The organism is Lachnoclostridium phytofermentans (assembly GCF_000733755.1).
In the GTDB taxonomy this organism is placed as follows: domain Bacteria; phylum Bacillota; class Clostridia; order Lachnospirales; family Lachnospiraceae; genus Lachnoclostridium; species Lachnoclostridium phytofermentans_A.
This window is the reverse complement of sequence record NZ_JPOF01000001.1, coordinates 272,309-285,000: the sequence shown is the minus strand read 5'-3', so window position 1 is coordinate 285,000 and position 12,692 is coordinate 272,309. Positions and strand designations below refer to the sequence as shown.

13 protein-coding genes and 1 riboswitch (1 of these 14 cut by a window edge) are annotated in these 12,692 nt (G+C 36.5%); all 13 genes read right to left on the bottom strand.

Annotation, left to right across the window (positions count from 1 at the left end; all coding sequences use genetic code 11):
- Positions 1-316 carry the beginning of a tRNA (adenosine(37)-N6)-threonylcarbamoyltransferase complex transferase subunit TsaD gene (tsaD, locus tag CC92_RS0101305; RefSeq protein WP_242841325.1) on the bottom strand. The gene continues 800 nt to the left of window position 1, outside the view, so 316 of the gene's 1,116 nt are visible here — the first part of the coding sequence; it begins with the start codon at positions 314-316; its stop codon lies beyond the left edge, outside the window.
- Positions 317-432: 116 nt separating this feature from the next.
- The gene (locus CC92_RS0101300) at positions 433-1,035 is read right to left on the bottom strand and encodes a DUF6715 family protein (RefSeq protein ID WP_029502199.1); all 603 of its coding nucleotides are present in this window, start codon (positions 1,033-1,035) and stop codon (positions 433-435) included.
- A gap of 230 nt (positions 1,036-1,265) precedes the next feature.
- The gene (locus CC92_RS0101295) at positions 1,266-2,180 is read right to left on the bottom strand and encodes a ribonuclease Z (RefSeq protein WP_029502200.1); all 915 of its coding nucleotides are present in this window, start codon (positions 2,178-2,180) and stop codon (positions 1,266-1,268) included.
- A gap of 186 nt (positions 2,181-2,366) precedes the next feature.
- Positions 2,367-2,609, bottom strand: a complete 243-nt coding sequence (locus CC92_RS0101290) for a hypothetical protein (protein WP_029502201.1) — start codon at positions 2,607-2,609, stop codon at positions 2,367-2,369.
- Positions 2,610-2,722: 113 nt separating this feature from the next.
- Positions 2,723-3,157 (bottom strand): ribosomal protein S18-alanine N-acetyltransferase, encoded by a 435-nt coding sequence (gene rimI, locus CC92_RS0101285; protein WP_155998296.1) that lies wholly within the window; start codon positions 3,155-3,157, stop codon positions 2,723-2,725.
- The gene (gene tsaB / locus CC92_RS0101280; protein ID WP_029502203.1) at positions 3,129-3,869 is read right to left on the bottom strand and encodes a tRNA (adenosine(37)-N6)-threonylcarbamoyltransferase complex dimerization subunit type 1 TsaB; all 741 of its coding nucleotides are present in this window, start codon (positions 3,867-3,869) and stop codon (positions 3,129-3,131) included. The genes rimI and tsaB overlap by 29 nt, the downstream gene beginning before the upstream one ends.
- 109 nt (positions 3,870-3,978) lie before the next feature.
- Positions 3,979-4,410 (bottom strand): tRNA (adenosine(37)-N6)-threonylcarbamoyltransferase complex ATPase subunit type 1 TsaE, encoded by a 432-nt coding sequence (tsaE, locus tag CC92_RS0101275; RefSeq protein WP_029502204.1) that lies wholly within the window; start codon positions 4,408-4,410, stop codon positions 3,979-3,981.
- A 14-nt stretch (positions 4,411-4,424) separates the two neighbouring features.
- On the bottom strand, positions 4,425-4,931 hold the full coding sequence (locus tag CC92_RS0101270) for a YcxB family protein (protein WP_029502205.1): 507 nt from the start codon (positions 4,929-4,931) through the stop codon (positions 4,425-4,427).
- 187 nt (positions 4,932-5,118) lie between these two features.
- Positions 5,119-5,868 carry an ECF transporter S component gene (locus tag CC92_RS0101265; RefSeq protein WP_242841326.1) on the bottom strand — a complete coding sequence of 250 codons (750 nt, stop codon included), beginning with the start codon at positions 5,866-5,868 and terminating at the stop codon, positions 5,119-5,121.
- 268 nt (positions 5,869-6,136) lie between these two features.
- Positions 6,137-6,274: riboswitch (FMN riboswitch) on the bottom strand.
- A gap of 166 nt (positions 6,275-6,440) precedes the next feature.
- Positions 6,441-6,551 (bottom strand): hypothetical protein, encoded by a 111-nt coding sequence (locus CC92_RS23560; protein WP_420358855.1) that lies wholly within the window; start codon positions 6,549-6,551, stop codon positions 6,441-6,443.
- Between the two features lie 127 nt (positions 6,552-6,678).
- Positions 6,679-9,051 (bottom strand): Tex family protein, encoded by a 2,373-nt coding sequence (locus tag CC92_RS0101260; RefSeq protein WP_029502207.1) that lies wholly within the window; start codon positions 9,049-9,051, stop codon positions 6,679-6,681.
- Between the two features lie 174 nt (positions 9,052-9,225).
- The gene (locus CC92_RS0101255; RefSeq protein ID WP_029502208.1) at positions 9,226-10,974 is read right to left on the bottom strand and encodes an ABC transporter ATP-binding protein; all 1,749 of its coding nucleotides are present in this window, start codon (positions 10,972-10,974) and stop codon (positions 9,226-9,228) included.
- Positions 10,975-11,293: 319 nt separating this feature from the next.
- A complete protein-coding gene (gene pfkA / locus CC92_RS0101250) occupies positions 11,294-12,298 on the bottom strand; it encodes a 6-phosphofructokinase (protein ID WP_051650952.1) in 1,005 nt (334 codons plus the stop codon).
- Between the last annotated feature and the right edge of the window lie 394 nt (positions 12,299-12,692).

Here is a 12,692-nt window from a genome sequence, read left to right as displayed (position 1 = left end):
TTAACTCCATATTTGCTACAGTTAACGCTTCTTCAATTACCTGATTAATTTTTTCCATATGCTTTCTTGAAGCTATCTCAGGAACTACACCACCGTACAAGGTATGCAAATCGATCTGAGATGATATAATATTCGATAAAATATCTCTACCATTTTTTACAACAGCAGCAGCCGTTTCATCACAGGATGACTCAATCGCTAAAATATAAATATCTTCTTTTTCTAAACCATCTTTTACGGTTGCATCTTCTTTTCCAAAACCATCTTTTATGGTTGCATCTTCTTTTATTATTACATTTTTTTGATACTCTTCCATCGAAACCTCCGTCAATTTAAACAATATATCGTATAAGCTAAGCTGTCATAAAGGACTTAATCTATCCTTAATGACAGCTCTATCATAATCTACCTATTATAAAATCATAATCGTAATTATTCGGCGTCTGATTTATCAGCTAATCTCCATCCAAGAATCTTATATAATCCAGCTTCATCCTTACGCAGTAAAAATTCATGACAGACTACATTGTACTCCTTCCCTTCTCTCATAGAGTATGTAGCAAGAAGTCTAGCAAACTCTTCCCCATCTTCTTTCCAAGTAATAATATTATCTCCAGAATCTATCGAATAGCTTTTAATCTCACGTTCCGATTTACGATATTCTGCTACCTCTGTCGCTAAATTCATAAGATACTCCTCCGAGGGATTTGCTTCTAATAACTCTTTGTCATATAAAATTCGAACTTTCTCTCCAAGCTTTTTAAACTCCTCGTCCGTAAGCTCATCATTATGAATACACATTGAAAATCTACTATATAACTTAACTACTTCCCTTGGCGTAGCTGGGTATGTACTCTCCAAATCCTTCTCCAGAAGTTTTTGCGCCTCTGTCTGTACAATTTCTGGCTCTGCTTTTTCTTTATCCTCTCGATTATACAGATAAGCAAACGTTCCAACAATCACACACCCTATCATAATCATCATTATCACTGTCACAACAGAATTTTTCTTTGAACTCTTTTTAGAACCCTTCATATAATCAGATCCTTTCCCAGATGCCACTCTTTGTGGCATAGTATACGAGAAGAAGATGCCCTGCATCACTCTGCATTTTTACAGACATTTCTTCCATTTCATTGATACTTCGTCTATGCTAACACCTAAGAACATTCTTAAAGCAATAGAAAGTTTTATGAAACCTTCTATTGCTTTTCTTTCTATCAACTTTGTTCAAATTCAACGTAATATTCTTTCTATCGCTTTTTCTATTCATTTTTGTCAAATTCTAGAGTAACACTCTTTCTATCCTTACCTGCCTTCGCGTTTGGGAATATTTCTTTTGTCTCTTTCATATATTCTTCCGGCCTTGTCAGGGAAGGACTATAATGAGTCAGCCACAATTCTTTTACTTTTGCTTGCCTTGCAAGCTCTGCTGCTTCATAAAAAGTCATATGTTTATTCTCTAAAGCATTGCTCTGCTTTTCCTTTTCTCCATACATACCCTCACAGATAAACAAATCAGACTCTTTCGCATGCTCTACTATCTGTGGAACTGGCCTGCTATCTGTACAATACGTAAGTTTTATTCCCTTTCGCTGTGGCCCTAATATCATATCCGGTGTGAATATTCGTCCATCCTTCTCTATTGTTTGTCCCTTTTGAAGGCGGCTCCACAACTCTTTTGGCACCTCATTCTCCATTGCCATTTCAGGAATAAATCTTCCTGTTCTCTTTACCTCTATCGTATATCCGTAACATATTACATTATGATTTACACGAAAAGCATGTATCACATAGTCATTAATCCGAATGGTTTCTAGTGGACTTGTAACTTCTATAAAGTTTAGTTCGAATGGTAATTCAGGAGCGATTACTCTAAGAGCACTTACTACTCGTTCAAGCCCTTTCGGACCAATCACAGTGACCGGTTGAGTTCGGTCTGCATTTCCCATTGATAATAATAATCCTGGCAAGCCACTAATGTGGTCTCCATGATAGTGTGTAAAACAAATCACATCAATTGAATGAAAACTCCAGCCTTTTTCACGGATTGCTACTTGTGTTCCTTCTCCACAATCTATCAATAAACTGCTTCCATTTAAACGAGTCATCAATGCTGTAAGCCAACGTCCTGGCAAAGGCATCATACCGCTTGTCCCTAATAAACATACATCAAGCATAATAATTTCTCCATATCAATATCTATTCCAATGCATGTTCTTCTTGCATGCAACATATTTTTAAAATTTTATATTACTAAAAGAAAGGAGTTTTAAACACTTTAAAACTCCTACTTATTTTTAATCTTAGCATATTATATACCCATAAGCAAGAAATAATTCAAGACAAAAGCCCTGTGACATACATCACAAGGCTTCTGACTTCCCAATAACCTCAATCGGTATTTTAAATTGTGCAATCAACTGATCATAGCAGCTTTCACAAATAGTAAACCTGTGGACTTCAAGATCTCTGCTTGAAAAAAAACCCCATTCCTTTGACACTATAAAGGCATCTTCTAGTAATATCCCTCTTTCCATACGCAATGCTCTGCCGCAGACATTACAAATAAGAGCATTTTTCTTTCGTTCCTTATTCAAATGAGCCATAGCACATTCCTCCACTTCCTCATTATACAATGAAACTAAGGTAAAACACAGTGGAAATCACTGTAAATACTCCTTTATTTCTGTTGAAGACTCCCCAAATATTTAGTAGAAATCTAAAAGTTTAGCCACATGATAATGGCATTTTCTATTGGATGTGCATAAAAATCTTTACGCTTACCTACACTATGAAATCCTAATTGCTCGTACAACTGGATTGCAGATTGATTACTTTCACGAACTTCTAAAGTTACCGCTTCTATCTTACATAACTTAGCTTGCTCTAAGAGGGACTCTAGCATTTGCTTTCCTATCCCTTGTCTTCGTTTTTCTTTTTTCACACAGACATTTGTAATATAACCTTCTCCAGCAATATTCCACATTCCACAATAAGCAATCAGATTTCCTGCATCTTCTACTACTAGATAAATATGATCTTTTTCAGTCGCTTCCTTAAAAAAGCTTTCTTCACTCCAAGGATCCGAAAAAGTTTCCTCCTCTATAACAGCCATCGCTTTACTATCACTTGGACGCATTCTGCGAATTATCAACTTGCTCTCCTTTCGAAAGAGCCTCTTCTCTTTCCCTCTCCGCTTGGGATTTTCTAAGATAGGTTGGAATATGTTCCATCGCAGATTCCAACTTTCCTTCCTTTATATAATGAAACGCAAGTGCTCCCAGAGCTCCAGCTCGTTGTTTTGATAGATGTGCTGGTGCAAAATAAAATGGTACCTTCGTATCTTCTATCAATTGCTTTTGATAAGCTTCTACCCCGTCTCCTAAATAAATGACAGGCTTTTGATAATCATTGACCAAATGTATCATCTCTTCTACATCACAAGCAGTTTGTTCTTTTATCACACAAAATTCATCTTGTTTGAAGGAATATAGTCCAGTATATACTTGGTTTCTCCTAGCATCCATCAAAGGACAAATGATAGATTCTGTTGCATACAAATTATAGGCTATTGCATCTACCGTTGGTACTGCTATAATCGGTTTGTTAAGTGCTAGCCCTAACCCCTTAGCAGTTGCGGAACCAATACGAAGTCCTGTAAAAGATCCTGGTCCCTTCGCTACTGCTATTGCATCAATTTCTGATATTTCTAGTCCTAACATTTTCACACATTCATCTAGCATTGGTAACAAAGTCTGTGAATGTGTTTTTTTATAGTTCATAGTATATTCCGCTAATAACGTTTCTTCTGTCATAATCGCAACAGAAGCAACTAATCCAGAACTATCTAGTACTAATATTTTCATACTAACCTCCACTTACACACATGCTTATTCCGTATATAAAATTATGTTGAAATTAAAGCATGCTATTAGGTTTACGACAAAAAAGATTCCTATCACCTTTTCTCCACCATTATAACTGGGTTTCTCCAATCGAAATTTTACGATAGTCAAATCCTTTATCCAAATCTTTTTCTATCGTTATCTGGATATAATCATTCGGTAATAATTCCTTGATACGAACAGCCCATTCTATTAGGCAAACACCGTTACCATAAAAGTAATCCTCATACCCGATCTCCTCCATCTCTTCAATATCCTCGATACGGTACACATCAAAATGATAGAGTGGAAGTTCTCCTTGTTCGTACTCCTGTACAATGGTAAAGGTAGGACTACTGATAGGCTCTGTTATTCCAAGTCCAGCAGCGAACCCTTTGGTAAACACCGTTTTTCCAACGCCTAGGTCCCCGCTCAAACAATATATTTGTCCTTTTTGTGCGTTTTGCCCCATTTGCTTTCCAAGATGGTAGGTATCCTTTTCCGTATAACTTTCGTATATCATACCATTTCTACCCTCTATTTCTTAAACTTTTTTCTCGCTTCAGGTGCATGCTCTATTACTAGTTTTTTTATTTCCTCTGCATGTTCTAAAAGAGCTTCCTTAGGTAAGATATAAGCACCCCGCATTGACAGATAGAAGTAGAAAGCATGCTTTGTTTCAACTGCCTTCCAGATATCTGTCCAATTAATCAGTATTTTCTCTTCTCCCTGAGTAACTAAGATTCCTTCCTCATTGATAAAATAATCAATTGGTTTTTGGAACATCGGCGTAAGTTTTACTTGTTTCGCTGCTTTGTAATAAAGCAAGATAGGATTAATAATAGTAAATAATGATGCAATTAATATGAGCATTAAATTACTAAAAGCTTGTCCACCACCTGCACCCGCAAAAAGAAGAACCAGTGCGCCCGCACTAATAAGCAAATTTATAATTCCGGATACACCAATGTATGCATGATGCATCAGGAAACGATACATATCGCTAACCTTTGTTTGGTATTGAAACATAATCTCTTTTCCCATGCTACCTCCTCGTTTCCTAAGTATTCCGAAAAAAGGGTGCCTTTAAACGTATTGTTCAACCATTTAAGGAGAAGCAATTGTATAAAGACACCCTCTTCCTTGCATTTTATAATGCAATTATAGCAGATTACATCGAAATTTCAAGTCTTAGCAAACGTAAGTTATCCGTTCTAAGACAGAAATCTAACTAATTGTTGTAATCTCCTTTTAGAATTTTACTAATGTTCTTATAAATTAAAATCGTAATTATCGATACCAATGCATATTTTATCAAATTAAACGGTGCAACTGCTAATACTACAAAAGAAAGCATACCCTTGATCGCAGAAATTTTCTCCGTTCCTTGTGCAATAAACGCTTCTATTGGTGTATGAAATGCCTCTGAATACTTTGGCAATAAGACAAAAGCATTTAAGAAACACCCAGCTAACGTCGTTGTTATTGTTCCAGTAAGAAGCCCAATAACTGCATTTTTCTTACTCTTTCTTAAGAAATAAAAGAAAGATGCTGGAATAACAAATGCACAACCCATCAAGAAATTTGCAAACTCCCCAACAAATGCTGTTGTAGTTCCATCCGTTAACAAATTAAGGACAACTTTAATCAACTCAATTGTTATCCCTGCTACCGGACCTAAAGTAAACGCTCCAATAATTACAGGAAGTTCGCTAAAGTCTAGTTTATAAAAGCCAGGGGCAAACCATAGTGGAAACTCAAAGAACATCAAAACGATTGCTATCGTAGACAGTACTGCTATAATAACCATCCTACGTACACTTTGTTTTCCTCTTCTTTTTTCTAATCCGATTTTCTTCCCGATGACACGCTCTGCTGCATAAGCAGATCCAACAATAATAGCTACAATAGCCACGCTTAGTAACAAAAATCCACCATTGGTTTTTGCTACTTCCATCAGTTTCTCCAAATTTTCCATCATATTCGTCTCCTTTTTAATAAAAGGAAGGTTCTAGGAGTAAGATAATGTGTACTGGTTCGCTGCCACTGTTGGCAAAAGCCACTGTATGCTATGTACCAACATAACGTAGTTTTTTATCATAAAAGTTATGATAATTTGCCTTTACATAAAAAAGCCCTGATAGTATCCTATCAGGGCGGCTTAAACTCACGTATCACATTACGTTTTAAGTGTTGTTGTGCTACAAAGAAAAGATTTGGGAATACCCCTAATCTTTCTAATTCATCACAAACTTCTTCTTTCATCCAGACTTTACTGTCGGTTTTGGAATTCAGTAATTTTTCTTTACTGTCACCAAATCAGCGAGATTAACTCGGTCGCGGACTATACCGCCGGTCGGGAACTGCCCCCTGCCCCGAAGAACTTCCTTATTTAATTTGCATAAGTATTCTATCCCTTTAGCCTATCAAATGTCAATAACTTTCTTACAATTAGTAATCTTTTTTATTCCATCCGATCACATAGCACCTAAAGTTTTGTTAGTGTTTCATCGTAAGTCTTTTACATAATCGTATTTTTTGCCAGTACAATCATTACACATACTCCCAATCCATATCCGAAGCAAAATAAAACTTTGGATAGCAGGGCTGATTATAACAATTATTCTGCCATGCAATTCCAGTGCGGTACTGTATGTCATGCATTAATATTATGACGTTAAAAAGCATTGGTATATAGAGAAATATAACAATACGCATTCAAACCATCTGGTATTTTAAATAAAATTAATTAATCTCTTTTTTTGATAACTATTTTGATATTGCATTTTTACTATAAAATCATAGAGAGCTGAATTCTTTTTTTCGCAATTTCGACACTGAGCACTTTTACTTCTACAATATCACCAACGCTGACAATATCAAGCGGGTGTTTTACAAATTTCTGTTTTGACATCTGTGAGATATGCACTAACCCATCCTGATGAACTCCAATATCGACAAATGCTCCAAAATCAATAACATTACGCACAGTTCCCTTTAAGATCATACCTTCTGTTAAATCCTTCATATCAAGGACATCGGTCCTTAAGATTGGTTTTGGCATCTCCTCTCTTGGGTCCCTACTTGGTTTTTCTAATTCCTTAATTATATCAGTTAACGTAATCTCACCAATTCCAAGTTCTTGCGCAACCTTCTTTTTATCTTTAATTTTCTGACTAAGATGAGATATACTTTCTGGTGTACTTACCATGTTAGTATCATTCTTATTCTCTTTCTCCTTAGTTGCATCCGTTACGCCACCTGCGTCCTTTATTGCAGAAAGTAATAGCTGTCCCATTGCTGAGTTCGAATTTTGAAGTTTAATTTTTTTATCTTCACGCTCATTTCTGTTTCTTCGTGGTTGCTTTTGCTCCTTGATCGTTTGTTCTTTCAGAGCATCCGCCTCTTTTGCCTTCGCTTGTAATTCTTTTAAATTATTCACATCATATCCAATCATCGCAAGAAGTTTTTCTGCAGCTTCATAGGACTCTGGATGTACACTCGTTCCATCTAGCGGATTGTTACCATCATTAATTCGTAAAAAACCTGCACATTGTTCAAATGCCTTTGGTCCTAGCTTAGGAACTTTTAACAATTGCTTACGATTCTCAAACTTACCATTTTCCTCGCGGTAAGTAACAATATTTTTTGCAATTGGTTTTGTAATTCCAGAAATATATTCAAGTAAGGATGCTGATGCGGTATTTAAATCAACACCAACTTTATTTACACAATCCTCAACTACACCGCCAAGGGCTTCGCTTAGCTTCTTTTGGTTCATATCATGCTGATACTGGCCAACACCGATTGACTTAGGATCAATTTTTACTAACTCAGCTAATGGATCTTGAATTCTTCTCGCTATAGAAGCGGCACTTCTTTGTCCCACATCAAAGTTCGGAAATTCCTCGGTTGCTAACTTACTTGCAGAATATACTGATGCACCAGCCTCATTAACAATTACATAAGAAATTGGCTCTGGTATTTCTTTTAATAAGTCTACAATAATCTGCTCAGATTCTCTGGATGCAGTGCCGTTACCTACAGAAATTAATGTAATCTGATATTTCTTAATTAATTTCTTTAATGTAGTCTTTGCTTCCTCAACCTTATTTTGTGGTGCTGTCGGATAGATTACTACCGTATCTAAAACTTTTCCAGTTGCATCCACTACAGCAAGCTTACAGCCAGTACGAAATGCTGGATCCCACCCAAGTACCACCTGCCCTGTAATTGGCGGTTGCATTAATAATTGGGTCAAATTCTGTCCAAATACTTTGATTGCACCATCTTCTGCTTTTTCAGTTAAATCATTTCTAATTTCACGTTCTATGGCTGGCGCAATTAATCGGTCATAGCTATCTGCTATCGCAGCAGCAAGATATTCACTCGTATATGGATTATTCTTCGTTATTACTTTACCTTTTAGGTAGTTCATAATTCTTTCTATTGGTGCAGTAATTTTTACTGTAAGAAATTTCTCATTTTCTCCACGGTTTAAAGCTAAGACACGGTGTCCTGCTACCTTGGAAATCTTTTCACTGTATTCATAATAAAGCTCATAAACAGATTCCGCTTCCGCATCTTTTGCAACTGAGGTAATACTTCCTTCTTCAAAGGTAAGCTTACGAATATGAATTCTGTAGTCTGCCTCATCGGAGATACTCTCTGCAATAATATCCAACGCTCCAGCCACAGCCTCTTTCGCAGAACTTACTTCCTTCTCTTCCGATACATAGTTCTCAGCTATTTCTAAAATATCACAAGAAACCTCCTGAGCAAGGATGATTTCTGACAGTGGCTCTAATCCCTTCTCTTTTGCTATCGTCGCTCTGGTTCTTCGTTTTGGTCGATAAGGGCGGTATAAGTCTTCTACTACCACTAAGGTTGCAGCAGCCTCGATCTGTGCCTTTAACTCTTCCGTTAATTTTCCCTGCTCTTCGATACTGGAAAGGACAGAAGCCTTTTTCTCTTCCAAGTTACGCAGATAAGTTAAACGCTCTGAAAGATTTCTCAATACCTCATCATTTAAGGAGCCAGTAACTTCTTTTCGATAACGTGCAATAAATGGTATCGTATTCCCCTCATCAATGAGCTTGACAGTAGCCTCTACTTGTTCTAGTTTAATACCTAACTCGTTTTTTAATTGCTCTAATATATTCATACGGATAACTCCTATTCCTGCACCTGTTTTTTCACTTTCCGCTTGCTCTAATCTTCATAGAAACAAGCTGTCCATAAAGTATTTTAATCTTGTGCAATCATTCGATTTATTTTATCATTCCAATGTTTAGAACGCAAGCTATTCCCCATTTTTTGACTTAATCACGTTGCGCTTTTATGCCTCTTGCTTTTTATAATTTAGGTGATAGAGAGCAGCATAGATACCATCTAAGGATAACAACTGTTCATGAGTACCTTGCTCTTTAATACCTTCTTCTGTTAATACAATAATGTTTCTCGCATTTTTTATCGTTGATAAACGGTGTGCAATAACAAAAGTTGTTCTGTTTTTCGCTAATTTCTCCAAAGATTCCTGAACTATTTTTTCACTCTCATTGTCAAGTGATGATGTCGCCTCATCAAAGATTAGGATAGGTGGATTCTTTAAAAATACTCTTGCAATACTTAATCTTTGTTTTTGTCCACCTGAAAGTTTCACACCTCGTTGTCCAATATAGGTATTATATCCATCTGGAAGATTCATAATGAATTCATGTGCATTCGCATTTTTTGCTGCTGCAATAACCTCCTCCATGGATGCATTTAAATCACCATAACGGATATTATCTGCAACCGTTCCAGCAAAAAGATAAACATCTTGTTGCACGATTCCAATGTTTTTTCTTAAGGATTTTAATGTTAGATTACGAATGTCTTGTCCGTCAATTGTAATTCTACCCGAGCTAACTTCATAGAATCTTGGAATTAAACTGCACATGGTTGTTTTTCCTACACCGGAAGAACCTACAAGTGCAATATATTCTCCAGCTGGTACATGGAGATTAATATTTCGGAACACTTCGCTTGTCGTATCCTTGTATTTAAAGGATACCTCTTCAAAACTAATATCCCCACGAACACTTTTTAAGTCTTTCGCATCCGGAGAATCTACGATGTCTGGATCAGTCTCTAAAATCTCCATAAATCTGCTAAACCCTGTGATACCATTTTGGAACTGCTCTGTAAAGTTAATCAATTTACGAATAGGCTCTATGATGTTATTGACATATAACATAAAGGTCAACATATCACTTAGTAGGATACCACTTGTAGCAATCAATATTCCACCACCGACAATCACAGCCACATTAATAAGATTGGTAAACATAGAAAGTCCGGAATGAAAGGTTGCCATCTGCCAATAAGCATGACTTTTACTGTCTACGAAGCGTCGATTGCCTTCATCAAACTTTTCTAGCTCACACTCTTCATTGGCAAAGGATTTTACTACACGAATACCGGATAGGTTATCCTCAATCTGTGCATTGATATCAGCAATTCGCTCACGATTCTTACGAAAGGCACGATTCATTCGGCTTTTCATAATGTAAGCAAATACAAACATCAGCGGAATGAAAAGGAATAGTAGGATCGTTAATCTCCAGTTAATTCGAACTAAGATAATAAACGCACCAACGAATTTAATTATTGAGATTACAATATCCTCAGGGCCATGGTGACATAGTTCCGTAATATCGAATAAGTCATTGGTGATACGTGTCATTAATTGCCCTGTTTTTTGATTATCATAGAAATTAAAGGACAGCTTTTGGAAATGTCCGAAGATATCATTCCTCATATCATATTCCATCTTTGCTCCCATGATATGGCCTTTATAAGAAATAAAGAAGTTACAGGCAAATTCGAGTAAAGCTAATCCGACTAGCACAGCTGCCAATCGTATGATAATTTGTATTGCTTGATTAATCTCATTATTTACTAAAACATCCTGCGTAATGTAACGAACAATTAACGGATATACCAAGGAAATACCGGCAGCAGTTAATGCACAAATCATATCTGCTAAAAATAGTTTCCTATACGGTTTGTAATAAGATAAGAATTTTTTTGCTCTGGGGTTCATATGTAGAGTCCTTTCTGAAAATGTAGTCCATAATCTACTATATCACAATTCAATCTCCAAATGTAATAGATGGCAAATGTAATAGATAGTAAATCTAATTAAGCAACAAGAAAGCCGTTAATAACGTAATCTGCCAGTGATTAGCATAATTAACATTATTAACAGCTTTTTTATATCTTCACTCTATTCTACTCATCTTTTATTTAAAAATCAATAGTCGAAAAAAACTATCGGTCAAAACTAAGTACTTAGCTTTTTGTTATACGAATAATCTCTTACCATAAATGGAAATGACATTTTACTTTATCAAGGCAAGAGCTTATCTAGATAACTTCTTTGACATCTGGTATAAATACTCATCCAAATCCTTTTTCATCGCAAGTGCTTCGTTAATATCATAGTCTACGAATTCACCATGCTTATAAGCAACCACTCGATTACTACCACCTCTGCATAGGATGTCTACCGCTTTAGCTCCCATAGCAGATGCATATACACGGTCCTTACAAGTCGGACTACCACCTCTTTGAATATGTCCTATAATAGTTGCACGAGTTTCTATACCGGTTGCAGCTTCAATTCTTTTTGCCATACCGTAGGAATCGCCGATTCCTTCTGCATTTACAATGATATGATGTTTCTTGCCAACCTTACGCTTCTCAATTATGTTATTAATAATTCTCTGTTCATCATGGTCATAACGCTCTGTTGTAAGAACATCCTCTGCTCCGTTTGCGATACCACACCATAATGCGATGTATCCAGCATTTCTACCCATAACCTCAATAATGCTGCAACGCTCATGAGAAGTTGATGTATCACGAACTTTATCAATGGATTCCATCGCAGTATTTACTGCTGTATCAAAACCAATCGTATAATCCGTACAAGCAATGTCAAGGTCTATCGTTCCTGGAAGCCCAACTGTGTTGATTCCTCTTGCTGCTAATTGCTTTGCTCCTTGGAAGGAACCGTCACCACCAATAACTACCAACCCATCAATTCCATGCTTTTTACAAATTTCAGCACCTTTATCCTGACCTTCTTTTGTCATAAACTCAGGACAACGTGCTGTATATAAAACTGTACCACCACGTTGGATGATATCAGAAACACTCTTTGCATCCATATCCACAATATCTTCTTCCAGAAGTCCTGTGAATCCTCTGCAAACACCCTTCACCTGTAATCCATTCGCCAATGCAGTACGTACCACTGCACGGATAGCAGCATTCATACCAGGAGCGTCTCCACCACTAGTTAATATACCGATTGTCTTTACCTTGCTTGTAACGTCATTTGAAGCACCCAACTGTTCAAACATTACTTCTTTCGCACTTGTCATAGTATTACCTCCAGAATCTATATGATTTTGTATAAAATTCCTATCCGGGTCAACATACGCTTACATGGTTAATCTTAAAATCCAATTCAAATGCAAAATAACTTCGAATGGAGATAGGATTTCATAGCTACCATCATAGGTAATGTTTACAAGGGAATTCCCTCAAACCTCCCTTGCCATAAATACAAGACAAGGTTCCATTAGGCAATCTTGCCTGGACGCCCTTGTCTTGGATAATTTTTTCCTTTTATCTGCGTATATTGTAATCTATTCATTGCCTTTTTTCAATAGCATTTTCAGCGAAAATGTGCGAAAATATGAGGTTTTTTTGATGCTTTGGCTTTGGTTTTCCAATGAAAGTGCTTACATTTCT